The sequence below is a fragment of the Aeromonas sp. 600948 genome (assembly GCF_049174875.1).
Taxonomy (GTDB): Bacteria; Pseudomonadota; Gammaproteobacteria; order Enterobacterales; family Aeromonadaceae; genus Aeromonas; species Aeromonas veronii_A.
The window spans coordinates 1-23526 of sequence record NZ_JAAKTY010000028.1 but is presented as its reverse complement, the minus strand read 5'-3'; the positions used below and the strand labels follow the sequence as shown (position 1 = coordinate 23526).

Genomic DNA, 23526 nt, shown 5'->3' with positions numbered 1-23526 from the left:
AAATGGTGGCCTCTTGCGCGGCAATAAATAATGAGAGGGATTTATATTTATCCGTGAAAATATCTAGCCTACGATGGCTTAATATAAGCGTGACAACATTTAATAATGCGAATTACTCTTTTTTGGTCTTTCCTGTCGAGGTCGTTTGGCCTCCCCGCTCAAGGGGCTGCGCGCGACATTTTTTGGACGAGAATGAGGCTGGATCCGGATGCCGCTGGAGGGTATGCTGGGTCTGGTGATGGTCTTGCACCATCCCACCAAGCGTACTGAAGTTGATGATTCGGATGGCATGCTGGCTCCCATGAGGAACCAACTGTCTGGGTAACATTTTTGGAGTTTGATGATGAGTAACAAAGAACATCACAACGGCAAAGATGCCAAGAAAAAACCGCAGATGTCACTGAAAGAGAAACGCGAAGCCAAACGTCAGAAAGCAGAACTGAAAAACGGCAGCGCAATGAAGTAACGCTCCCCTACTGCTGTTCCTTCGGAGCCAGTACAAAGCCAGCCCTTACCGGCTGGCTTTTATGTTTGTGGCTCACGGTGTGGCGCCGTAAGCTGCGAAAATCTGGTGATAACGACCATCCTGACGCATCGCCTCAAGGCGCTTATCAAACAGATTGCGGGCATCGGCCGTTCGGAAGGCAAAGTGATAGACGGTGGGCGGGAAGAGGTCTGCTTGCCTGACCTGATTGCGCTCGTAGTGCTCGCCTGCCTGGGCGGTGGCAATCAGCTGGTCGAGGTAGTAGTAGAACACCCGCTCCTCCAGTACGACGGCATCCACCCTGCCGCGCATCAGTTGGTGCACTTGTACCTGCTGCTTGGCTACCTCCTCATAGTGGGGATTCTGGTTGGCCATGGTGGCGAACGAGCCCCCCAAAATGGTTCTTGCCCGTTGAAAGGCGGTGACCCGTTTTGAATGCAGATCGTCCAAGGTACTGATGTGGGTGCTGCGCAGGGTGAAGATCCGGTTATGGAAGGTGATAACGGGCTGGGACAGAAAATGGGGATCAACCATACCGGGTCTGACGTTGATGATGGCATCCAGCTTTCCTGACTCGAACAGGCGGAAGGTGCGCTCCAGCGGCAGAAATTCAAAGCTGGGCTCATAGCCGCTGCCAGTGAACGCCTCTTTCAGCAGATCCAGCTCAATGCCGCGATTCTCGCCTTCGATGACATAAGGGGGGATGGCAAAGCTAACCCCGACCTTGAGTTGCTTTGCCTGCAACTGGCCGGAGAACATGCTGGTCAGCATGAGCAATAAAGGGGTGAGCAGTTTCATTGCACTTTTCACAAAGCGCTCCTGTGGAGAATATCCATCACTGTAGGGGAGGCAACCAAAAAGAGTTATATCCCTTTCGGGCTGAGAGGTTCAGCCTGAGTGCATAAAAAAAGACCCTGAGTTATCAGGGCCTTTTCAATATTCTGTTCTTAGAACGGGATATCGTCGTCGAAATCCATCGGCGGCTCGTTATATACCGGCGGCGCAGATTGCGGCTGCTGGGCAGGACGGCCATAACCGCCTTGCGGCTGCATGTTCTGCTGCGGAGCCGGTGCCGGGCGCTGTTGATTCATCGGCTGCTGGGCAGGCATGCTCTGCTGCGGCTGACCCCAGTTACCCTGGGATTGGCCACCCATGTTCTGGCCCATACCCTGACCGCCTTGCGGACGACCACCCAGCATCTGCATCACACCCGTGAAGCTGTCGACCAGCACTTCAGTGGTGTAGCGCTCCTGGCCGCTCTGATCCTGCCATTTGCGGGTTTGCAGTTTGCCTTCCACATAGACCTGGGAGCCCTTCTTCAGGTACTCGCCAGCCACTTCGGCCAGCTTGCCCATGAAGACGACGCGATGCCATTCGGTACGCTCTTTCTGCTCACCGGTCTGCTTGTCGCGCCAGGTTTCAGAGGTGGCCAGAGTAATGTTGGTCACAGCACCGCCACTCGGCATGTAGCGTACTTCCGGGTCTTGCCCGAGGTTACCGATCAGAATGACTTTATTGATGCCTCGACTGGCCATAATCTCTCTTCCACCTTATTTACCGGCCAGGTCGAAACCTGGTCCAACACGACTAGATACCTGATTAGTTGCTGTGTACGGGGCGCAATGTCCCGCAGACGCATGTGACGGTCATAGTAACAGTTGCGAAGCGGATTGGCAGCATCCTTAACCGGCTTGATGTGCCAAAGGCAACGGTTGGCTCCTGCTGTGGTGATGGTCGGGTTGCATCTTTTTTCGGCGCATCCTGCATCACATTTCTGCCATATATTCCTGTTATGCTGGCAGATTGGCGAATTGGGAACAGTTTTTAAATCGACTAAAAACATATGGTTACGATATTTATGAGATCCATTCTCATACTTTTTTAATATTGTGCTCCCATACCTCCTTGGTAGACTCAGTCGGCCAGATTAGGTGGTTTACAGGTTCAAGGAAGAGCACACAATGAAAGCCGCATGCCCGATCGCACTGGTCACTGAAAATAATGTGCAGGCCAGCACATTTGCTGCCTATCTCATCTCTCATTTGAGCCGTCCCGTCCAGCTAATCCACGAGATTAATCAGCTAGATAACCAGTGTGACGGCACGCTGTTTCTCATCGATCTCGACTATATCCGCTCCGGCCAGTCACTGGGCTGGAACCGGGCGATCTCCGAACGCTTTGGCATGGCGGCCACCGTGCTGCTCAATGCTCCCACTGCGACGGATCGCGACCTGCTGCTGATGTGGCCGCAGATCTGCGGTCTGTTTTTCCGTCAGGATCCGCTCGACCGACTGGTTGCCGGGTTGCAGAAAATCCTGTTGGGCGAGTACTGGATGCCGCGCCACCTGCTGTGCGAGCTGGTCGAATACTATCGCCAGGGCAATAGCTACCTGCTGCGTAACGACACCCTGCTGACAGCCAGAGAGCAGGAGATCATCCGTTATCTGATGACGGGCGCCTCCAATGTCGAGATCGCCGACAGCCTGTTTGTCAGCGAGCACACCGTCAAATCCCACCTCTATAACGTTTTTAAAAAGCTGAACGTGAAGAACCGGATCCAGGCGGTGAGCTGGGCCAAAGAGTATCTCGATGCTCCGGACTCCCACTGATGAAAGCGTTCTCTCTGGCATGTTGCCTTGTGCTGCTCTGGGGCTGCACGACCGTTGTGGCGGCCGAGGCCGATGCTCCGCTGGAGTCGGTACAGCCGGAGCAGGAGAGTGATCGGCTGGATGTGGATGGTTTGGTGCTGGACCGCACTTTTACCCGCTTCGGTCAGGGCTTTTATAACGAATTTACCCGGTTGCGCAGTGATGAAGACCCGAATGCCAGAGAAAATCTGACGATTCATGAGCGCCCGACTGCTCGCTGGGGCAGCCTGATCTGGATCACCCATAACCGGAAGGTGATTTTTAAAACCGCGCTCTCTCCCGGCCGCAATCAGCAGGAGCAGAGCGCCAAACTGGCTTGGTCACAGGTCAGGCAGACCCTCGAACAGCAGAAGATCGCGACCCTGTTCATGGATACCTTCGATTTGGAACATGATGAACTATAAGGATATTTCTCATGCGTGCCCGGTTATTGCTAGTTGCAGCACTGATAGCGCCAGCGCTCCATGCGTCGGAGCTTGTCTATCGCCCCGTCAACCCCAGCTTTGGGGGTAACCCTCTCAACAGCAGTCATCTGCTTGGCACCGCCAATGCGCAGAATGATTACAAGGATCCCGCCAGTGGCAGTGGTAGCAGCGGCACCTCGGCGCTGGATCGCCTGACCTCCAACCTGCAATCCCGCCTGATCAGCCAGCTGTTGGCCGATATCGGCAAGGATGGCAGCCAGAGCGGCAGTCTGGTGACCGATGATTTTGCCATCAATGTGGTGGATGAAGATGGCACCCTGGTGGTTTCGATCACCGACCGGGTGACCAACCAGACCACCATGATCGAAGTGAATGGCCTGATTGCTGATTGAGGGCGCGATGAAACGACAACTGTTATTGATAGTGCCCCTGCTTGCGCTGGCTGGCTGTGCGACCCATATTGGCTCGCCCGTTGCCGATGAGAAGGCAACCCTGATGCCGCGATCCGTCTCTTACAAGGAGCTGATCAGTCTGCCCAAGCCAAAAGGGAAAATTGTCGCGGCCGTCTACGATTTTCGCGATCAGACCGGTCAGTACCTGCCCGCACCGGCATCCAACTTCTCCACGGCGGTCACCCAGGGCGGGGTAGCCATGCTGAGCACGGCTTTGTGGGATTCCCAATGGTTTGTGCCTCTGGAGCGGGAGGGGCTGCAGAACCTGCTGACCGAACGCAAGATTGTGCGGGCGGCCCAGAACAAGCCCAACGTTCCCGGCAACAATGCCAATCAACTGCCCTCGCTGGTCGCCGCCAACATCCTGATCGAGGGGGGGATCGTCGCCTATGACAGCAATGTACGAACCGGTGGGGCGGGAGCCAAGTATTTTGGCATTGGCGCCAGCGGGGAGTACCGGGTCGATCAGGTGACGGTCAATCTGCGTGCCGTCGATATCCGTTCAGGCCGGATCCTGAACAGTGTCACCACCTCCAAGACAGTATTGTCGCAACAGGTGCAGGCCGGGGTATTCCGCTTCGTCGAGTACAAGCGCCTGCTGGAGGCCGAGGCCGGTTTCAGCACCAACGAACCGGTACAGATGTGTGTCATGTCGGCTATCGAGTCCGGAGTGATCCGGCTGATAGCCAATGGTGTACGGGACAATCTGTGGCAACTGGCCGACCAGCGGGATATCGACAATCCGATCCTGCAGGAGTACCTGCAAGACAACGCCCCGCTGCTTTGAGTTTTCCCTCTCTCGCAATGCCCTCCCTAGTGGAGGGCATTTTTTTGGCCTCTATCGAATACGACTTAAGACTTTCTGCTCAGCGACAGGGCGGTGTTTTTCATCCTCGAATCAGCGGAGTGCCTGATAGGCAGCCTCTTGTCTGACAGGGATACTGTGGGCGTTTTCCAACAAGGCGATGGCGCGATGAAACATCTGTTGAGTGCTCTCTTTTTTCTGCTGATATCGGGCGCCCCGCAACTCGCCGCAGAGCCTGCCGTCTTTGATGAGCTGGCGATGGCAAGCGAGCTGGATTCCGGTCTGCAGAACGACGGGAATCAGGCGCTGTTGTGGCAACTCGGTAGCGAGCAGCAACTGCACCTCACCCAGCAAGGGGAGCTGAATCAGGCGCGCCTGCTGCAACAGGGTTGGGCCAATGAGTTGGCGCTCTCCCAGGTAGGAGATGAGAACTGGGTCAATGGTGCGCAACTGGGTGAGGGCAATAGCGCCGAACTCTATCAGGCGGGCATCAATAACCGGATTTGGCTGCTGCAACAAGGCAGCGGCAATGAAGCCTGGATCAGTCAGCAAGGGGCAGACAATCAGGCCCGGGCGATCCAGCTGGGTGATGGCAATCAGGCCAGCATCGAGCAGAACGGAATCGGATTAACGGCCACCGTCATCCAGATGGGGGCCAATCAGCAAGTAAATGTCGTTCAAACCAACTGAGCCTAGGCTCAACCATTAGCACGAGAGGGAAATCATGTTTAAACGTACCATCATTGCCTCGGCAGTTCTTCTGGCGACCAGCACCGCTTGGGCGGCATCTACTGGCAACCAGGCTACGGTGAACCAGGCCCAGAGCGGCAATATCGCCACCATTAACCAGGTGGTGGGAAGCGTCGATAACAAGGCTAACATCGATCAAGCTGGTAACAACAACACAGCTGTTACCACTCAAAAGAATACCGGCCAGTCAGATGCCGATACTCGGCAGGTAGGTGACAGTAACGAGGGTTACATCTTGCAACAAGGTGACACTAACCTCTCCAAAGCCTCCATCGATACAAAGGGGAACGACAACTTTGCTGATGTGATTCAGCAATTTGAGAATGGCGGTGCGGTTGCCGGGGTTGTGCAGGATGGGGATCGCAACGACGCCAAGATCAAGCAAGATAATGGTGACTTAGCTGACTCCAGGATCACTCAAATCTCGGATGGTAATCGGGCTGTCATTAATAACCAGATATCCGATTTCGCTCGGGCGAGTGTACAGCAGCTAGAAGGGGGGGCTCACCAGGCTGACGTGACCCAGACAGCGGCTGATGGAGCCAACGCCGAAGTGGTACAACGTGGAGAGAGCAATATCACCAAGGTGCTGCAGGCAACCGGTAACTATGACTATGCACCGGCGGAAGGAACATCTGCAGTGGTGACTCAGAGTGGTTCTTTGAACAATGCAGACGTCACTCAATACGATAGTGCCAACGTAGCGACTGTTGAGCAAAGTGGAACCCGTGGTGAAGTGGTGACTCTGCAGCAAGGGTCTGATGCCGGGAATGGCAACGGCCTGTTGGCCAAACAGTCTGGAACCGGGGAGTTTGCTGACCTGACACAGGATGGTAATCGCAACCGGATTGAGACCGACCAGCAAGGTACTGGCAATGATGCCTTGGTCAACCAGACAGGTGATGACAACAAGGCCGTGGTCAACCAGTTAGCCAGCAGTACCGATGGTGCGGTCACCATTGATCAGGTAGGTAATGACAACTATGCCAATGCAGTGCAACAAGCAGGCAGCGGCAATACCATCGATATCGACCAGAACGGAACTGGCAACCAGGTTGCCTCTGCTCGTGATGGTGAAGGCAAAGGCGCCTGGACCTGGGGCTCGGACAACGAGCTGGTCGTTGCTCAGAAAGGCACTGACAACTGGGCCTATGCCGATGCGTCTCACTCTGAGTCTGTGGTCAAAGTGACCCAGGATGGTGAGTTGAACAATGCCAAGGTTGAGTCCTACTTGGGTAGCGAGAACAAGCTCACCGTGACCCAGAACGGCGCTGAGCACGAGGCCAATGTCTACGTCAATGCTGGGGTTGGTGGGGGGCGCAACACCGTTGATGTGGTGCAAAACGAAAGCTTTAATACTGCCAATGTGACCGTATTGGGCAGCGATAACCATGCCTATGTCTATCAAGGGGCTGGTAGCAACTGATGGTCATCTCCGGATTCAGGGGCCTGCGGGCCCCTCTTTTATTGGTGCTGCTCTGTGGGTTGATGCTGGTTCATCGCGTCGCTTCCCCAGCAAGCGCCAGGGGAAACGAGATGGAGCCCGATCCGTCGATCCGCTTGTCCCTCAATATGGCGCAGAACGAGCAGGGGCTGTCACTTGCGCCAACGCTGCTCAGCAAGCGCGACTTGATGGTGAGTGTCAGGTTGCTGGTGCGCAGCGAAGGGGCGGCCGGGAGCACGACTCAGCGCCAGAGCCGTAATCTGTCGCTGCAGGCAGGAGTGGTCATGGCGGTTGGCAAAATAGGGCTGGGTTTGCGTTGTCCCTATCGGGTCGAGGTCACCGCTCTGATATGGCAAAACGAGCGGCTGCTGGTGGAGAAAAAAGAGCAGATGGCGTGCGCCGGATGATGCGCATTTCATCTCATGACTGTCTATTCATCCAGTAGTCTCTATGCCATACTGACTCGCTCAGGTTTCTGTATCGAGCGTGCAACAAGATGGAAAAGATCGTGGTCCGGGGTGCTCGCACCCACAACCTCAAGAACATCAATCTGACCCTGCCCCGCGACAAGCTGATCGTGGTCACCGGCCTCTCCGGCTCGGGCAAATCCTCTCTGGCGTTCGATACCCTCTATGCCGAGGGGCAGCGCCGCTATGTGGAGTCCCTCTCCGCCTATGCTCGCCAGTTCCTCTCCCTGATGGAGAAGCCGGACGTCGACCATATCGAGGGGCTTTCGCCCGCCATTTCCATCGAGCAGAAGTCCACTTCCCATAACCCGCGCTCGACCGTCGGCACCATCACCGAAATCTACGACTACCTGCGTCTGCTGTTCGCCCGGGTCGGTGAGCCGCGCTGCCCGACCCATGCCATTCCGCTTGCCGCCCAGACCATCAGCCAGATGGTGGATCAGGTACTGGCCCAGCCGGAGGGGAGCAAGCTGATGCTGCTGGCCCCGGTGGTGCGTGACCGCAAGGGGGAACACACCAAGCTGCTGGAGAATCTGGCGGCGCAGGGTTATATCCGTGCCCGTATCGACGGCGAGGTGTGCGATCTATCCGACCCTCCCGCGCTGGAGCTGCACAAGAAGCACACCATCGAGGTGGTGGTGGACCGCTTCAAGGTGCGCGATGACCTTGCCTTGCGTCTGGCCGAGTCGTTCGAGACGGCGCTGACCCTATCCGGTGGTATCGTGTTGGTGGTGCCGATGGACGGGGAGGAGGGGGTTGCTCCCATGACCTTCTCCGCCAACTTCGCCTGCCCGGAGTGCGGCTACTCCATGTCGGAGCTGGAGCCGCGCATCTTCTCTTTCAACAACCCGGCCGGTGCCTGTCCCACCTGTGATGGTTTGGGCGTGCAGCAATATTTCGACCCGGCCAAGGTGATCGGCGATCCGGCCATCAGCCTGGCCAACGGCGCCATCCGTGGCTGGGACAAGCGCAGCTTCTACTACTTCCAGATGCTCAAATCTCTCTCCGAGCACTACAAATTCGATCTGGAGACGCCGTGGGAGGATCTGCCGCTCAAGACCCAGGAGGTGATCCTGCGTGGCTCCGGTCGCACCGAGATCGAGTTCCGCTACATGAACGACCGCGGCGACGTGGTGGTGCGCAAGCACCCGTTCGAGGGGATCCTGCACAACATGGAGCGGCGCTACCGGGAAACCGAGTCCAATTCGGTGCGTGAAGAGCTCTCCAAATACATCGCCAACAAGTCTTGCTCAAGCTGCGGTGGCAGCCGGCTGCGGGAGGAGGCGCGCCACGTCTTCGTCGACAACCGCAACCTGCCGGCCATTGCCGAGCAGTCCATCGGCGATGCACTGGCCTTCTTCGAGGGGCTGAACCTCACCGGCCAGCGTGCCCAGATTGCCGAGAAGATATTGAAAGAGATCGTCGAGCGGCTCGGCTTCCTGGTGAACGTCGGTCTCAACTACCTGAGCCTGTCGCGCAGCGCAGAGACCCTCTCGGGCGGCGAAGCGCAGCGCATTCGACTGGCCAGCCAGATCGGTGCCGGTCTGGTAGGTGTCATGTATGTGCTGGACGAGCCGTCCATCGGTTTGCATCAGCGCGACAACGAGCGTCTGCTCAAGACACTCACTCATCTGCGTGATCTCGGCAACACGGTGATCGTGGTGGAGCACGACGAGGACGCTATCCGCCTTGCGGACCATGTGCTCGACATCGGCCCGGGAGCCGGGGTACACGGCGGGGCCATCGTCGCGCAGGGTACGCCGGAGGAGATCATTGCCAATCCCGAGTCACTCACCGGTGACTACCTCTCCGGTCGCAAGCAGATCGCCATTCCTGCCGAGCGCACGCCGCTCACCGGCAAGTGGTTGAAGCTCAAGGGGGCGAGCGGCAACAACCTGCGCAACGTCAACCTGGATCTGCCGATCGGAGTGATGACCTGCGTCACCGGCGTCTCCGGCTCCGGCAAGTCGACCCTGATTAACGATACCCTGTTCCGCATTGCTCACCGCGAGTTGAACAAGGCCACCGAATCCACCCCGGCACCCTATCGCAGTGTCGAGGGGCTGGAGCATCTGGACAAGGTGGTGGATATCGACCAGAGCCCCATCGGTCGTACCCCACGCTCCAACCCGGCCACCTACACCGGCCTGTTTACCCCGATCCGCGAGCTGCTCTCCGGCACTCAGGAGGCGCGTTCCCGAGGCTACCAGCCGGGCCGCTTCTCCTTCAACGTGAAAGGGGGCCGCTGCGAGGCGTGCCAAGGGGATGGAGTCATCAAGGTGGAGATGCACTTCCTGCCGGACGTCTACGTACCGTGCGACGTCTGCAAGGGCAAGCGCTACAACCGCGAGACGCTGGAGGTGAAGTACAAGGGCAAGAACATCCACGAAATCCTCGAGATGACGGTGGAAGATGCCCGCGAGTTCTTCGATCCGGTACCGGCAGTGGCGCGCAAGCTGCAGACCCTGATGGACGTGGGCCTCTCCTATATCCGCCTCGGCCAGTCGGCCACAACCTTGTCTGGCGGTGAGGCACAGCGGGTCAAGCTGGCGCGCGAGCTCTCCAAGCGGGATACCGGTCAGACCCTCTATATTCTGGACGAGCCGACCACCGGCCTGCACTTCCACGACATCCAGCAACTGCTCAAGGTGCTGCACCAGCTGCGGGATCGTGGCAACACCATCGTCATCATCGAGCACAATCTGGATGTCATCAAAACTGCCGACTGGATCGTCGATCTGGGTCCGGAGGGGGGCGCCGGTGGTGGCCGCATTCTGGTGACGGGGACGCCGGAAGAGATTTGCACCAATAAAGAGTCTCATACAGCTCGTTTTTTGAGGCCACTTTTGGCGCGATAAGCCGTTATAATCGAGGGGCCTTTGGCCCCTTTTTGTTATAAAAATCGGGAGCATAGGGGGAAGCTCGTCAAGTGTGGGCAGGCTTGGCATCTCAGCATCATGGTAATGGATATATCGGGTTATGGCTCAGGCTCCGCGCACGATTGATCATCAGTTGGCTTACTCCATGTTCCCCATCTGGCTGGGGGCGATCCTGCTATTGCTGGTCCTGCTGGCGTGGGCCCAAATCCCGGCTGCCAGCCGGATTGAAGAGCAGCGAATGAAGGAGCATCTGCTGCGCGTGACCAAGGCGGTGCAGGCGGATGTGGCCGCTCTGGATGCATTCAGTCGGGATTGGGGCATCTGGGATGACAGTCACCGTTTTATGGACAACAAAAGCAGGGCGTACATCGAATCCAACCTGTTCAGTGATATGCCGATGCGGGATTTTAGTCTCAACCTGATGAGCTTCATGGATCTCACCGGCTACGAAATCTGGACGCGCACCCTGCTACCCGATGCGCCGGGGATCAATCCGGACCAGTTTCCCTACTTCCTTGATGAGCTGAAAAAGCAGTTAAGGGCGCGCTCGGTGGCGCAAGGGGGCATCAATCTGCACGGGATCCGTGCTTCCCAGTGGGGGCCGCTGATGTACTCGTGGCAGCCGATCAGAAACAGTGACGAGTCGGCACCGTTCAACGGTTTCTTGCTGGTTGTACGTTGGCTCGACAAGGCCTATCTCGAGCAGGTATCGGAGCGTACCGCGCTGCCTCTGGCGATCTCCCACGCCAATCTGGATGTCACCGCTACCTTCAAAAAACTGAAACCGCAAATAACGTATCGCCTGATCGACCTTGGGCTCACCCGGCTTAGGGGAGAGGTGCGACTGCTCAACAGCGATAACCAGCCGGTGCTGACTCTGGTGATTGAGGAGGAGAGAAAGATCTTGAGTGGCGTCATGGAGGGGGCGCTCTGGACCTTTATTGGTATGCTTTTTATCAGTTTTATCTGCGTCATGATCGCCATGTACCGGCTCAACAGCATTGTGCTTACCCCGTTGCAGCAGCTGGTGTCGGCGCTGCAACGCTTTGGCGATCGGCCAGATGCCACCTTGATCCCCTATATCGACAGCAGCGCCGAGATGGCGACCTTGAGCGGCAAGTTCAAGGAGATGGCCAGCAAGGTCAGTCAGCAACACGATGATTTGTTGGAAAAATCCAGCCAGATGGAGATGGCTGCATTCACCGACCCCTTGACCCGTTGTTTCAATCGTCGCTATCTGGATAGCTGGTTGCAAGACAATTGGGCCCGCCCTTGTCAGCTGTTGCTGCTCGATCTCGATCATTTCAAACGGATCAACGACCGATTTGGTCATGATATGGGTGATCTGGTGTTGCAGCAGCTGGCAGAACTGCTGCACAAGCTGGTGGTGAGTGACGCCGAGCCCGTTATCCGGTTGGGAGGGGAGGAGTTTTTACTCCTGTTGCAGGTGGATAATGAGCAAGAGTTGGTACAGCGTGCCGATTATCTGCGGCTTCGTGTTGTTCAGCACCGTTTCGGTTCGGAGGAGAGGCCGCTATGGTTAACGGTTTCATCGGGATATTGTCGGTATCCTCTGCATCCGGCGTGCCCCGATACCTTCTGGAGCCACAGTTTCAAGCTGGCCGACCTGGCGCTCTATCAGGCAAAACTGAGGGGCCGTAATCGATGCTGTGGCTATTCGGGCACTCTGTCTGTTCGGGAGGTGATGGAAAAGACCCCGGAGCAACTTGTCGAAGGGAATAGTCTTGCGTTGCAACATACTGTCAGCCCGGATTAGCCCTGCCGGACCAATACCAGATAGGCCAGGGCGACAATAAAACCGAGCAGGATAAAGAGAAAGGATCCGATCCCCCAAACGGCCGCGAGAAAGGCCCCCACCTTTTGCCATTTCGACTCATTTTTCATAAATAAACCATTACTTCCCAGTAACTTGCATGGCGCAAAAAATACGCTGATTTGCCCATATTAACAACAATTAATAGCCACTCTGCCGAGCGATAAGGTGTGGTTTGCTTGCTTGTTTTGGCGCTGAATGGGGTTAGTTACAACCTGTCGAAACAGGTATTCCGGCTTGTTGTCTGGGGACTCAAGGAGATTGGGATGGCGGCAAAGATGTCACACCAATCGATTTATTTCCGCGCAACCTTTGCTTCAAGTCAATAACTTTGCATTTACAAGGGCATATAGTCAGCGGGCTTACAGCATCAAATGAAAACAAAAAAAGGGATTACGTGATGAAAAAATTACTTCCTCTGATGATTGCCGCTGCAGTGGCCTCTCCTTTCGCCATGGCCCATCAGGCTGGCGACATTCTGGTTCGTGGTGGTTTGGCATTTGTATCGCCGCAGGAAAGCAGCACGCCTGTAGAGCTGGAAATTAATGACAACATGCAATTGGGATTGACTCTCTCTTACATGATTACTGATAACTGGGGTGTCGAATTGCTGGCTGCAACCCCCTTCTCTCATTCAGTCAAACTGGGTGGCGCTGAAGTTGCCAAGATCAAGCATTTGCCGCCGACTCTGATGGGTCAGTACTATTTTGGCGATGCTCAAAGCAAGGTTCGCCCGTATGTCGGTATTGGCGTGAACTACACCACCTTCTTTGATGAAGAGGGTCGTGGTGCACTGTCAGGAACCGATGTCAAAGTCGATGACTCCTGGGGTGTTGCCGGACAAGTTGGTATCGATATGGCGATCACTGACCGCTGGTTTGTCAACGGTTCAGCCTGGATCATGGATATCGATACCGATGTGCATACTGCGATTGGCACCATTAATACCAAGGTCGACCCGATGGCCTTTATGGTGGGTGTTGGCTACCGCTTCTAATGATTCTGACTGCGGCTCTGATCGGACCGCGGAAGATAGCAAAGTACGTCTCTTTCAGCCCGGCTTGTGCCGGGCTTTTTTCGTATTGCTGATTTTGTCTGGACTGTGATCCAACCCGATACAAATCAATTAAATCCCTGTCGCTTTATTTCAGTTATTCGCCACCCTTGCCGATAGTGACTATGTTCACTTTACCTTCCCCCAATGAGTGAGGATGTCTCCATGGGCTTATCTATTGTGCAGCGGATCATCGCCGGATTCGTGTTGATGCTGCTGTTGCTGATCCTGCTTGGTGTGATCAGTACCTTTAAAATCAAGGGTATAAATGACGGCCTCTCTGCCGTATCTGACCGGGCAACCCCGCTGGTAGTGGCTGTCGCAGGTCTAAAGGGGGCACTGCAGGATAGTAACCGCTGGGTGCTGGTCTACCGCACCAGTGAAGATGCCGCCCAGTTGCCGCAGCTGGCCAATCAGTTCAAGGAGCAGCAGAACCGCTTCGCCCAGCTGAGTCAGGAGATGGGTAAATTTACCGACGTAGCGGATGCTCGTGTCCGCTTCCAGCAGGTTGAGAGTGCTACCACCCAATTTTATGGCTTGGCGGATCAGGTGTTGGCCCAGCATCGGCAGTGGGTCAGTGCGCTGGATCAGCGCCACAAGCTGGAGATGGAATTTATCCGCCTTGAGGATACCTACCAGTGGGCGGCGGATCTGCTGCTGCAACAGACCGCCAGCAAGCGCTCCATGCGCAACAAGGCGGAGCTTATTACCTCGGGTATCGCCCGCGATCTGAAGAATATCCGCCGTGCCGATGCCAAAACCGACCTAAATGAGCTGGAAAAGGTACTCAGCAAGGATATCGAGATGGCCCGCAAGCGGTTGGAGCGGGTAGTGGTGCCCGATGATGTGAAAGCGCGCTTTGTCTCCAATCTGGATCGGATGCAGGAGTTGGCGCTCGGCGCTCAGGGCTTGCTGGCAACCATGCGTCAGGCTCAGCAACTGGCGCTGTCGCTGGCCACGCAAAATCAGCAGCTGGATGCCAGTCTGGTCAACAGCCTCAATTTGCTCGATGAGATGGGCAAGTCCGCCGGTGCCATCGCCAGCGACAGCCGGATCAACGCCGATGCGGCGGTCAGCAGTGCCAGCTTCTGGATCCTGGTGGTTGCAGCGATGTCGGCCGCTGCGGCGCTGGTGATCGGCTATACCACTGCGCGCAGCATTCAGCGCCCGTTGCAGATGATCAACAAGGAGCTCGATTACATGGCGGCCGGTGACATGACCCGCCGCATCAACTACCGCAGCAGTTGTGAATTTGGCAGCCTTTCCCGCTCTATCGATACGCTGGCGGGCAAGACCGGTGAACTACTCTCTCAAATCAATGCGGGCTCCCGCCATCTGGTGGATGAGGCGAGCCGGGCCGCCGAGATCAGCGAACGGGCCATGTCCCGGGTACAAGAGCAGAAGAGCCAGACCGATCAGGTGGCCGCCGCCATTACCGAGCTGGAAGTGAGCGCCACCGAGGTGGCCCGCTCTACCGATGGCACCAAGCGGGAAGTGGATCTGGCCGATGAAGAGGCGCGTAATGGTCGCCAGAAAGTGGCCACCACTCGCCGGATCACCGAGCAGCTGGCTGGCGCCATGGAAGAGGCGGTCGGGATCACCTACAAACTTGGGGAATTCAGCAACAACATCGGCAGCATTCTCGATGTGATCCGCAGCATTGCCGAGCAGACCAACCTGCTGGCGTTGAACGCTGCCATCGAAGCGGCTCGTGCTGGCGATGCCGGTCGCGGTTTTGCGGTGGTGGCCGATGAGGTACGGGCGCTGGCCAATCGCACCCAGACCTCGACCGAAGAGATCCAGGGGATGATTGAGAACCTGCAGAGCTCCAGCAAGCATGTGGTTGAAGTGATGGGGCGTAGCCAGGAGCAGACCCAGAGCTGTGTCGAGCAGACTCGCGAGATGGATGTGGCGCTGCAATCCATTGCCGATCGGATGGGGGCCATCAAGTCGATGGCGGATCAGGTGGCCCATGCCGCTCAGGAGCAGATCTCCGTCAGTCAGGGGGTCGCTCGTCATATCGCCGGTATTGCCGATGTGGCATACGAGACTGAGCGCGAGGCGCGCGAATCCGCCAGTAGCAGCGAAGTGCTGGCCGACCTGGTCGCCAAACAGCAGCAATTGATCGCACATTTCAAGGTCTAGGAGGGCTTATGTCTAAAAAGTGGATTGGAGCCCTGAGTCTCCTGTTGTGTGGCCAGCTGATGGCCAGCGAGCTGGTGATTGAAAGCTGGCGAACCGATGACAAGGCGTTGTGGGAGCAGAAGATTATCCCGGCGTTTGAAGCGGCGCATCCCGGCATCAAGGTGAGTTTTCATCCGGTGCAGAACGTCAACTACATGCCCACCCTGTGGGAGAGCCTGAAAGGCGGTAAGGCGGGGGATCTCATTACCTGTCGTCCGTTTGATGACTCGCTCGCCCTGTTCAAGGCGGGCCATCTGGCCGAGCTGACCGAAATGGCAGGGATGGAGAACTTCCCGAGTTTTGCCCAGTCACCCTGGCAGACTGACTCCGGTGCCCAGACCTTCTGCGTACCCATGGCCTCGGTGATTCATGGCTTCTTCTATAACAAGAAGATCTTCAGTGAGTTGGGGCTCACCTTGCCGCAAACCCGCGATCAGTTCTTTGCCGTGCTGGACAAGATCAAGGCCGACGGTCGCTATGTGCCGCTGGCCATGAGCGGTTCCGAGAGTTGGGTTGCCTCCGAGCTGGGGTTCCAGAACATTGGTCCCAACTACTGGAAGGGAGAGGACGGCCGTCTGGCACTGATCGGCGGGCAGGAGCGGTTGGACAACCCGCAATATGTGAAGGTGTTCGATGAGCTGGCGCGCTGGCGCTCCTACCTCGGTGAAGGTGGCGAGAGCCGCGATTATGCGACCAGTAACGAGCTGTTCACCTCGGGCAAGGCCGGCTTCTACGTGGCGGGCTCCTGGGAGATTGCCCCCTTCACCGGCAAGGTCGATTTTGGCGTCATGCGTCCGCCGGTGGCCAAACAGGGTGATGGCTGTTTCTTTACCGACCACACCGATATCGGTATGGGGATGAACCCGGCCAGCAAGAACAAAGAGGGGGCAATGGCCTTCCTGCAGTGGCTGACGACGCCGCAATTTGCCGAGCTCTATACCAACTCGCTGCCGGGATTCTTCTCCCTCTCCAACCACTTCTTCGATGTCACCAATCCGGCGGCCAAAGAGATGATGGAGTGGCGCGATCAGTGTGACTCCACCATTCGGGTGGCGACCCAGATCCTCTCCCGTGGTACGCCCAAGTTGGGGGATGAACTGGCAGAGGTGAGTCAGGCTGTGCTGCTTGGCAAGATGGAGCCCAAAGCTGCCGCGGATCGACTGGAAAGTGGTTTGAAGGGGTGGTATGCCCCTCATCAGGGCAATAAGGCCAAGAGCGCGGATTGTCAGTGTGATACGGTTGCCCCTGCCTCGGTTTCAACACCGACAGCTGAGGTGTCAGCAGCCCCCGCGACCAGTGAAACACCGGCCGTGGTGGCACCAGCTGTGACTCCCGCAGAACCCGCATCAGCGGCCGCTGCCCCATTACCGGCGCCGTCGGATGAGGTGGAGCAGGCGCTCTCCAACGAGCTGGAGGCGCCACAGCAGCCACAGCAATAGGTCATCGGCATCAATAAAAATGGGAGGCATCGGCCTCCCGTTTTTTATAGATCGTGGCCAGCATGTATCGCTTTATTGTGCTTCGTGGGGCCAGCGGCAGAGGCTGCCGATGCGGGCAACCGGTGCGAACCCCAGAGAGCGGTAAATGCGCTGGGCATGGTAGTGCTCGTCAGCCACTATGATCAGCTGTTTGGCGCGGGACAATCCTGCGCGAGCCACTTGACTCAGCAACTGGCGGCATAACCCTTGGTTGCGCCACGCATGGTGCGTGCGTACCAACTGGAAGCGCCCAAGTGTGCCGCAGAAGAAGAGGCCACAGCTGGCGACCAGTTGTCCCTCTTCCCAGATCCCCCACCAGTCCCCGAGACCATCGGCAATCATGGCCTGATAGAGCGCCTGGCGGGATTGCAGATAGGGGAGATAGCTCTGTTCCGAGTGTCCCTCATCCCGTTCATTGAGTTCGAAGTCGAGCCACTCAGGCCAATCAGCAGTGGTGAAAGTACGAGCGCCAACCTTGTCCATGTCACTGTGAGGAGGTGGGCAGCTCTGCTCATCCAGCGCCAGCACCACGCACTCCATATATTGGTATCCGGTTGCGACAAAACCGGCGATCCGGCTGTTTTGTCCGGCCGCCAGTGGCCATTGGAAGGTGCGGTGGCGCACTCGAGGATCCTGGCCGATCAGCTGATCAAAGGTGGCTTCCAGCCAGCCTTTGTCACGGTCGCTGGGTGGGTTGGGGAGTAGCAGGTAGTTGCCGAAGTAGTAGTCGGGAGCATCCGGCGTGCGAACCGCCCAGAACTGATCGTGCTGAACAACCTCGCCCTGATAGCGATCGAACAGCAAGTCGGTGGCAAAGCCGGGGTGGGTATCCATGATGGTGCTCCTGCAAAGACTCATTCTGTTATCGGCAGGAGTGGGAAATAGATGAAAAGGGGCCGGAGAAACCTCCGGCCAAACAATCACACGCAGATTCAGAACGTCCAGGACGATCTGCCCCCATCATAACTCGACTGGGGCGATTTTGGGATGGGCACTTTTCGGTTACGTACCGTTAATTTTGTAAATATGAAGTTCGTCAGATCGGATGTGAGGTAAATCCCTGTTGACTTTGTGTCGTTTTACTCATAAATATAAAGACGTTTAGACGTCCAAACATCCGTTTTGACGTAGGCAGATGGATTGCAGGACAGGGAGAAGAGCAGATGGGTTTTCACAGTGCACGTCAGGTTGAGGCGCTCAACCAGAGCTTGGCAGATTTGAATGGCGATATATCGGTCAGTTTCGAGTTTTTTCCGCCCAACAGTGAAGGGATGGAGAATACCCTCTGGCAGTCCATCGAACGGCTGAAAGTGCTGGAACCCAAGTTCGTCTCCGTTACTTATGGCGCCAACTCCGGCACCCGTGATCGCACTCACAAGGTGATCAAGGACATCAAGGAGCGGACAGGCCTGATAGCGGCGCCGCACCTGACCTGTATCGATGCCAGTCGCGACGAGCTGCGCACCATTGCACGCGACTACTGGAACAGCGGTATTCGTCATATCGTGGCTCTGCGTGGTGATTTGCCGCAGGGGTTGGAGAAGCCGGATATGTATGCCACCGACCTGGTTGCTCTGCTCAAGTCAGAGGCCGACTTCGATATCTCGGTTGCTGCCTATCCGGAAGGGCACCCGGAGGCCAAGAGTGCGCAATCCGATCTGCTCAACCTCAAGCGCAAGATCGATGCCGGTGCCAACCGTGCTATCACCCAGTTCTTCTTCGATGTGGAAACTTACTTGCGCTTCCGGGATCGCTGCGCGGCCATCGGTATCGATGCCGAAATCGTGCCGGGGATCCTGCCGGTCTCCAACTATCAGACCCTGGCCAAGTTTGCCGGTTTTACCAACGTGAAGATCCCGCGTTGGATGCATCAGCGTTTTGAGGGGTTGGATAACGATCAGATGACTCGCAATCTGGTGGGGGCTAGCATCGCCATCGATCAGGTGCGCGTGCTGAGTCAGGAAGGGGTGAAGGATTTCCACTTCTATACCCTGAACCGCTCCGAGCTGACTTATGCCATCTGCCATACTCTGGGGGTTCGTCCCAAGGGTTGACCGGTGGTCACCGCGATAAAAGCAAAAAGCCAATGAGTTGCTCATTGGCTTTTTCGTTATGGCCGATTATCAAGGTCTGGTCGGGGCGATCTCTTTTGGCTCAAGATCGATAACCGCATTACCGGCAGCCCCCGGATACTGGTGATAGACCTGATCCTGCTCCAGTGTGTAGAAGGTATCCAGATAGTCGTCGTTATTGGTCATCCAGGAATCGGGCAGTGCCTTGACGATGCGACCGCCGAGATCGAGGAAGGGCAGGGCTTCCGGCACGCCACCCGCGGTAAAGCCGAGTTTGAGGGCTTCAATCAGCAGGGCGCTCAGCTCCTTGTAGTTGACGTTGTCATCCTGCTCCATCATCACCACATCGACGGCACCCCAACGATAGCGATCCCAGTAAACCAGGATCTGGTTGGGGGTGTAGTCTGTGTTGTCATAGTCGAGGTAGGGCATGTCGACAATATCGACTACTGGCTCATCCCGGCTGGGGTTGACCCCTGCGACCACTGCATACACTTCGGCTGCGCCGAGCAGCCAGGGCTCCTGATCATCCTTCAGTCTGATCTTTTTCAGGATACTGGTCTTGAGTGGCGCTGTGCTGGCCGCCACTCGCGGAGCGCTTTGCAGATCAGCATCGGCCAGCGCCTTGCGCATTACCTTCAAGCCTGCGTTCTTGGCTTTGACGGGATCGGCTTCGACTACCAGAACCGGCCGGGCCGGTGCCTTGTCCACATCCAGATAGACTGGATTACCGGCGCTGTCGAACGCTTCAATGGCGCTCCAGCTCTTCTCATCCCCGCTCGGAACATAGGCGACCAGCGGTTCGACCCCCTGTTGCAATGCTGCGGCCTGATCGGTGTTGGCCAGCCGCAACTGCATCAGTTGCTTGACCTCGCCATCCAGTCCTTGTCGGCTGATGGCCGCCTGGTTGGCATTGGTCGCCTGCCGCTTAAGGCGCGGGCTGGCCTTCTGCAGCAGGTTGGGAAGCGGGCTCTGGTATTGCTGATTGCTCAGTAGGGGCAGCAGGTTTTTCTGCTGAAGTGCGAGCTGGCGAGCCAGCTCTCGATCCGTATCGGCAGCCTGGACGCTCGTGGCACCCAGTATGGCCAGTAGTAACAAGACAGCCTGATTTTTCATTTTTATTCTCCGTTGCATGGAACCTGACAGGGCACCATGTCCGGGAAGATTGGTGCCCTGGCACCACTAGAAGGAAATTAGTTTCACTTGTGAATCATTTTATCTGGATAGTGTGCAGAGGTTCACGGTTTGAGGTTCAATTGATTCCTTTGTCGATATGATTGGAACTGATAGATCGCCAGACCAATCAGCAGACCCCAGCAGGCTGCCGCGATGCCGAGCAGGCTGATCCCGGACGCGGTAATGATAAAGGTGAGCAGCGCAGCTTCTCGCGTTTCATCCTGGTGCAAGGCAGAGTGCAGGCTGCTGCCGATGGTACCTAACAGGGCCAAACCAGCGACGCAGGTGACAAGGGCTGCCGGAAAGGCGCTAAACAGGGTCGCGACGGTCGCACCGAAGCAGCCGGTCAGGAGATAAAAGCAACCCGCCCATACCGCAGCTGGCCAGCGGCGCTTGGTATCCGGGTCGACCTCTTTGCCCATGCAGATGGCGGCAGTGATGGCGGCCAGATTGAAGGCATAGCCGCCAAAAGGGGCGAGCAGCAGGCCAGTCAGGCCAGTCCAGCTGATCAGCGAGGAGGTGGAAGGCTGATAGCCGTGGGCCCGCAAGATGGCAATTCCCGGCATGTTTTGCGATGTCATGGTGACAATGAACAGCGGCAGCGCGATACCAAACAGAGCATCAAGGGAGAAGGCTGGCCATGTCCAGACCGGGCTGGCGAGTTGCCAGTGAAGGGTGCCCATTTGCAAATCCCCCCGCACGCTGCAGATCAGCATCCCCACTCCCAGTACTAGCACCATGGTATAGCGGGGCCAGAGATGACGACCCAGCAGGAAGGCCAGCAGCAGGGTGCCAAGCAGCAAGGGATCTTGCGGGGCGACCTTGAATAGATCCAATCCGAATCTGAGCAGCACGCCAGCGAGCATGGCGGCGGCCAGTGGAGCCGGAATATGTTTCATCAAACGGTCGAACCAGCCGCTGATGCCACACAGCGTGATCAGCAGGGACGAGATCACAAAGGCGCCGATGGCTTCCGCCAGAGTGAAGTTGCCCAGCGTGGTGATCAGCAGTGCCGCGCCCGGTGTGGACCAGGCGGTTAGTATGGGTATGCGGTAATAGAGAGAGAGGCCGATGCAGCTCACCCCCATGCCGATCCCCAGCGTCCAGAGCCAGGAGGCAACTTGGGCAGTATCAGCATCCGCTGCCGTGGCGGCCTGGATGATCAGGATGACGGAGCTGGTGTAGCCGACCATCACGGCGATAAAGCCGGCGACCAGATGGGGGAGGGCGAAGGGCATGAGACTTCCTTTTGGCGTTGTGACGCGCTGTGCGTTATTACGTACAATACAGCTTTGACTATATCTATGTGCGCTATAGCGCACAAGTCGCATCATGCAAGAGTAATAAAGAGGCAGTTATGCAAGAGATGAGTCAGCATCTGGCTGCTCGACTGAAGGGGTTGCGCAGCGAGCGCGGCTGGAGCTTGGATGCCGCCGCGCGCGAAACGGGTGTCAGCAAGGCGATGCTGGGGCAGATTGAGCGGGGAGAGTCCAGCCCAACGGTGGCGACGCTGTGGAGGATAGCCACCGGTTTTCGAGTCTCATTTTCCAGTTTCATTGAGCCCACACCAGCCGTGCAGGAGGAGGTGCTCTATCGCACCGCCGATGCCATTCGCCAGCAGCCTGCGGGAGAGGGCATGCAAGTTGCGCCGCTCTTTCCTTATGAAAACCGGTTTGGTTTCGAGTTGCTTGAGCTGACCCTGTTGCCGGGTTACCAGCGTGAATCCGAGCCCCATGAGCCGGGAGTGACTGAGCATGTCATCGTCATCAGCGGCATGATGGAGGTGCTGGTGGAAGGGGAGTGGCGCTCACTGGTGCAAGGGGAGGCGGTGCGTTTTGCTGCCGATCGTCCCCACGGTTATCGGAATCTCGGCATAGCCCCGGCGATCTTCCACAACCTGATCCACTATCCGCTGGCAACACCCTGAACATGTTCCGCAGTCATCAACCCGGTCGACCATCTGCTCTGGGGCGGATTAGTATCGGGGTATAGACCCAGACAAACAGACCATAGGCAGCGATCCAGGCAAGCGCGCTGAGGTTCCAGCCATGCAATGTATAAGCAGGCCAGAACAGCGGAATCGCTACCCGCATTGTGGCGGCAGCGATAACCAGGGCGAATGCGCCAGTGATCCTGCGTCCTACCTGCAAGGCCCGACCGCTATGGCCGAGGGAGACTCGCGCAATCATGCCCAGGATCATGGTGCCCATACAGCCTGCGCTGAGCAGGTGACTGGCCATCGACAACGTGATGGGCAGACCCGCGCTATGTGCCGCAAGGGAGAGCAGGCCAAGAGGGATAAACAGATAGGCGATATGGAGTGACCACAGCAGGGGATGCGCAAGGGTCGATGGCAGATGCCAACGTAGTTGCCGCCACAGATGCAAACTCGCCGCCACTATATAGAGAGGCACTATATATATGCTGGTGACCCATTGGGTGGGGAGCAGCAACCAGCAGAGCAAGATAAGCCACTGTGTCGCGAGCGCAGTCCGTTCTAGCCAGAGTCGAGGTGCAGCTTTCTCCTGACCGGTTGTTCGGGCGGTGAAGAACGGAATCACCCTTCCACCCATCACGGCGATCAGGGTGGTAAACAACAGCACAGTGGTGATCAATAGGTGCTCAACGGTGGTCCAATCGGCCTGCCATAACCAGCTGGCACCATTGAGCAAGGTCAGTATCAGCAACAGGGGCACGAAGAAGAGGTTGCGCCATTGCCGGGTTATCAAGATAGGCTTGGCAAGGAACCAAGCGCAAAGCTGCAACCAGAGCAGGTCTGCCAACATCAGAAGCATATTATCTTCACCCAGCCAGGGTAACAAGGTCCTTGGCAACATCCACACCCCCACCACCATTACCAATGGCCAGCTCCGAACACCGGGATGGGCCGTCCAGTTCTGCACCGCGGTGAGCAGAAAACCCGCGACGATGGCAGTCCCGAAACCAAACAGCATCTCATGACCATGCCACCAGATTGGGTTGGCAATCCCTGGCAAGGTTAGCCAACCGTTGAGCTGCCCCAGCCAGAGCAACATGGCGACGGCAGCAAACAGAGCCCCGAACAAGAAGAAGGGTCGGAACCCCAAGCGGAACAGCGGGACGATTTGCTCTTCCTTATGGCTATCGAGGATTTGATGCATGAGGGCATTCCAATTGAACATTTGAGATGGCAATTATAAATTGGCTTTTCAAATGTTCAATTTAAATCCGGCAATAGTCAGGATTGATGTCATTTTGAGCATGAAAAGAGGCGGTTGCTTGATATCTGAGCGAACGAACTTTTTTGCTGAAAAAGCCCTTGTCATCCCGGCGCGGCTCCCTATAATGCGCCCCTACCAGCACGGCGGAACACGCCAACCTGATGAGCCAGCTTC

At 56.9% G+C, this 23526-nt stretch carries 21 protein-coding genes; 15 read left to right on the top strand and 6 right to left on the bottom strand.

Annotated features, from left to right (window positions below; genetic code table 11):
* Positions 1-340: 340 nt before the first annotated feature.
* Entirely contained in the window at positions 341-466 is a 126-nt protein-coding gene (locus tag G5182_RS18370) for a hypothetical protein (protein WP_019445191.1), read from the top strand.
* 72 nt (positions 467-538) lie between these two features.
* Here the strand turns inward: G5182_RS18370 and G5182_RS18365 are convergent, their stop codons facing one another.
* Both G5182_RS18365 and G5182_RS18360 read right to left on the bottom strand, forming a co-directional pair.
* A complete protein-coding gene (locus G5182_RS18365) occupies positions 539-1282 on the bottom strand; it encodes a substrate-binding periplasmic protein (protein ID WP_421254623.1) in 744 nt (247 codons plus the stop codon).
* Positions 1283-1431: 149 nt separating this feature from the next.
* Positions 1432-2019, bottom strand: a complete 588-nt coding sequence (locus G5182_RS18360; protein WP_005340181.1) for a single-stranded DNA-binding protein — start codon at positions 2017-2019, stop codon at positions 1432-1434.
* Between the two features lie 426 nt (positions 2020-2445).
* On the opposite strand from G5182_RS18360, the gene G5182_RS18355 reads away from it, so the two are divergent.
* The 12 genes from G5182_RS18355 (at position 2446) to G5182_RS18300 (ending at position 16865) form a co-directional block, all read left to right on the top strand.
* A complete protein-coding gene (locus G5182_RS18355) occupies positions 2446-3093 on the top strand; it encodes a LuxR C-terminal-related transcriptional regulator (protein WP_158113813.1) in 648 nt (215 codons plus the stop codon).
* On the top strand, positions 3093-3536 hold the full coding sequence (locus G5182_RS18350) for a curli production assembly/transport protein CsgE (protein ID WP_421209397.1): 444 nt from the start codon (positions 3093-3095) through the stop codon (positions 3534-3536). Before G5182_RS18355 ends, G5182_RS18350 begins: the two co-directional genes overlap by 1 nt.
* An 11-nt stretch (positions 3537-3547) precedes the next feature.
* Positions 3548-3949 carry a curli assembly protein CsgF gene (locus tag G5182_RS18345; RefSeq protein WP_270905357.1) on the top strand — a complete coding sequence of 134 codons (402 nt, stop codon included), beginning with the start codon at positions 3548-3550 and terminating at the stop codon, positions 3947-3949.
* Between the two features lie 7 nt (positions 3950-3956).
* A complete protein-coding gene (locus G5182_RS18340) occupies positions 3957-4796 on the top strand; it encodes a CsgG/HfaB family protein (RefSeq protein WP_005355003.1) in 840 nt (279 codons plus the stop codon).
* Between the two features lie 186 nt (positions 4797-4982).
* Positions 4983-5504 (top strand): curlin, encoded by a 522-nt coding sequence (locus G5182_RS18335; RefSeq protein ID WP_201952781.1) that lies wholly within the window; start codon positions 4983-4985, stop codon positions 5502-5504.
* A gap of 34 nt (positions 5505-5538) precedes the next feature.
* Positions 5539-6990: a curlin gene (locus G5182_RS18330; protein WP_216952160.1), complete on the top strand. Its 1452-nt coding sequence runs from the start codon at positions 5539-5541 to the stop codon at positions 6988-6990.
* Between the two features lie 110 nt (positions 6991-7100).
* The gene (gene csgH, locus G5182_RS18325; protein ID WP_407959568.1) at positions 7101-7415 is read left to right on the top strand and encodes a curli-like amyloid fiber formation chaperone CsgH; all 315 of its coding nucleotides are present in this window, start codon (positions 7101-7103) and stop codon (positions 7413-7415) included.
* 89 nt (positions 7416-7504) lie between these two features.
* Entirely contained in the window at positions 7505-10333 is a 2829-nt protein-coding gene (gene uvrA / locus G5182_RS18320) for an excinuclease ABC subunit UvrA (RefSeq protein WP_421172476.1), read from the top strand.
* Positions 10334-10454: 121 nt separating this feature from the next.
* Entirely contained in the window at positions 10455-12131 is a 1677-nt protein-coding gene (locus G5182_RS18315; RefSeq protein WP_279464243.1) for a sensor domain-containing diguanylate cyclase, read from the top strand.
* A 457-nt stretch (positions 12132-12588) separates the two neighbouring features.
* A complete protein-coding gene (locus G5182_RS18310; RefSeq protein ID WP_227342973.1) occupies positions 12589-13185 on the top strand; it encodes an OmpW family outer membrane protein in 597 nt (198 codons plus the stop codon).
* A gap of 222 nt (positions 13186-13407) precedes the next feature.
* The gene (locus G5182_RS18305; protein ID WP_164535993.1) at positions 13408-15387 is read left to right on the top strand and encodes a HAMP domain-containing methyl-accepting chemotaxis protein; all 1980 of its coding nucleotides are present in this window, start codon (positions 13408-13410) and stop codon (positions 15385-15387) included.
* A gap of 8 nt (positions 15388-15395) precedes the next feature.
* The gene (locus G5182_RS18300) at positions 15396-16865 is read left to right on the top strand and encodes an ABC transporter substrate-binding protein (RefSeq protein WP_227341858.1); all 1470 of its coding nucleotides are present in this window, start codon (positions 15396-15398) and stop codon (positions 16863-16865) included.
* A gap of 72 nt (positions 16866-16937) precedes the next feature.
* On the opposite strand, the gene G5182_RS18295 is transcribed toward G5182_RS18300, so the two are convergent.
* The gene (locus G5182_RS18295; protein WP_227341859.1) at positions 16938-17738 is read right to left on the bottom strand and encodes a GNAT family N-acetyltransferase; all 801 of its coding nucleotides are present in this window, start codon (positions 17736-17738) and stop codon (positions 16938-16940) included.
* A gap of 329 nt (positions 17739-18067) precedes the next feature.
* Here G5182_RS18295 and metF point away from each other — a divergent pair, with 329 nt between their 5' ends.
* Positions 18068-18958 (top strand): methylenetetrahydrofolate reductase, encoded by an 891-nt coding sequence (metF, locus tag G5182_RS18290; RefSeq protein ID WP_005340191.1) that lies wholly within the window; start codon positions 18068-18070, stop codon positions 18956-18958.
* Between the two features lie 69 nt (positions 18959-19027).
* On the opposite strand, the gene G5182_RS18285 is transcribed toward metF, so the two are convergent.
* A complete protein-coding gene (locus tag G5182_RS18285) occupies positions 19028-20092 on the bottom strand; it encodes a DUF3103 family protein (protein ID WP_227341860.1) in 1065 nt (354 codons plus the stop codon).
* A 122-nt stretch (positions 20093-20214) separates the two neighbouring features.
* Complete coding sequence (locus G5182_RS18280; protein WP_227341861.1) at positions 20215-21390, bottom strand: benzoate/H(+) symporter BenE family transporter; 1176 nt, start codon at positions 21388-21390, stop codon at positions 20215-20217.
* Between the two features lie 119 nt (positions 21391-21509).
* Between G5182_RS18280 and G5182_RS18275 the strand changes: the two genes are divergently transcribed.
* Positions 21510-22079: a helix-turn-helix domain-containing protein gene (locus tag G5182_RS18275; RefSeq protein WP_227341862.1), complete on the top strand. Its 570-nt coding sequence runs from the start codon at positions 21510-21512 to the stop codon at positions 22077-22079.
* Between the two features lie 16 nt (positions 22080-22095).
* On the opposite strand, the gene G5182_RS18270 is transcribed toward G5182_RS18275, so the two are convergent.
* Entirely contained in the window at positions 22096-23292 is a 1197-nt protein-coding gene (locus G5182_RS18270) for an NnrS family protein (RefSeq protein ID WP_227341863.1), read from the bottom strand.
* Between the last annotated feature and the right edge of the window lie 234 nt (positions 23293-23526).

Bases quoted from the DNA above. Each gene is read 5' to 3' on its own strand.
- G5182_RS18345 (WP_270905357.1), top strand. From the start codon at position 3,548: ATGCGTGCCCGGTTATTGCTAGTTGCAGCACTGATAGCGCCAGCGCTC.
- G5182_RS18300 (WP_227341858.1), top strand. From the start codon at position 15,396: ATGTCTAAAAAGTGGATTGGAGCCCTGAGTCTCCTGTTGTGTGGCCAG.
- csgH (WP_407959568.1), top strand. From the start codon at position 7,101: ATGGAGCCCGATCCGTCGATCCGCTTGTCCCTCAATATGGCGCAGAAC.
- G5182_RS18310 (WP_227342973.1), top strand. From the start codon at position 12,589: ATGAAAAAATTACTTCCTCTGATGATTGCCGCTGCAGTGGCCTCTCCT.
- G5182_RS18330 (WP_216952160.1), top strand. From the start codon at position 5,539: ATGTTTAAACGTACCATCATTGCCTCGGCAGTTCTTCTGGCGACCAGC.
- G5182_RS18365 (WP_421254623.1), bottom strand. From the start codon at position 1,282: ATGAAACTGCTCACCCCTTTATTGCTCATGCTGACCAGCATGTTCTCC.
- G5182_RS18315 (WP_279464243.1), top strand. From the start codon at position 10,455: ATGGCTCAGGCTCCGCGCACGATTGATCATCAGTTGGCTTACTCCATG.
- G5182_RS18275 (WP_227341862.1), top strand. From the start codon at position 21,510: ATGCAAGAGATGAGTCAGCATCTGGCTGCTCGACTGAAGGGGTTGCGC.
- G5182_RS18370 (WP_019445191.1), top strand. From the start codon at position 341: ATGATGAGTAACAAAGAACATCACAACGGCAAAGATGCCAAGAAAAAA.
- G5182_RS18355 (WP_158113813.1), top strand. From the start codon at position 2,446: ATGAAAGCCGCATGCCCGATCGCACTGGTCACTGAAAATAATGTGCAG.
- metF (WP_005340191.1), top strand. From the start codon at position 18,068: ATGGGTTTTCACAGTGCACGTCAGGTTGAGGCGCTCAACCAGAGCTTG.
- G5182_RS18350 (WP_421209397.1), top strand. From the start codon at position 3,093: ATGAAAGCGTTCTCTCTGGCATGTTGCCTTGTGCTGCTCTGGGGCTGC.
- G5182_RS18360 (WP_005340181.1), bottom strand. From the start codon at position 2,019: ATGGCCAGTCGAGGCATCAATAAAGTCATTCTGATCGGTAACCTCGGG.
- G5182_RS18305 (WP_164535993.1), top strand. From the start codon at position 13,408: ATGGGCTTATCTATTGTGCAGCGGATCATCGCCGGATTCGTGTTGATG.
- G5182_RS18340 (WP_005355003.1), top strand. From the start codon at position 3,957: ATGAAACGACAACTGTTATTGATAGTGCCCCTGCTTGCGCTGGCTGGC.
- G5182_RS18335 (WP_201952781.1), top strand. From the start codon at position 4,983: ATGAAACATCTGTTGAGTGCTCTCTTTTTTCTGCTGATATCGGGCGCC.
- G5182_RS18270 (WP_227341863.1), bottom strand. From the start codon at position 23,292: ATGCATCAAATCCTCGATAGCCATAAGGAAGAGCAAATCGTCCCGCTG.
- G5182_RS18285 (WP_227341860.1), bottom strand. From the start codon at position 20,092: ATGAAAAATCAGGCTGTCTTGTTACTACTGGCCATACTGGGTGCCACG.
- uvrA (WP_421172476.1), top strand. From the start codon at position 7,505: ATGGAAAAGATCGTGGTCCGGGGTGCTCGCACCCACAACCTCAAGAAC.
- G5182_RS18295 (WP_227341859.1), bottom strand. From the start codon at position 17,738: ATGGATACCCACCCCGGCTTTGCCACCGACTTGCTGTTCGATCGCTAT.
- G5182_RS18280 (WP_227341861.1), bottom strand. From the start codon at position 21,390: ATGCCCTTCGCCCTCCCCCATCTGGTCGCCGGCTTTATCGCCGTGATG.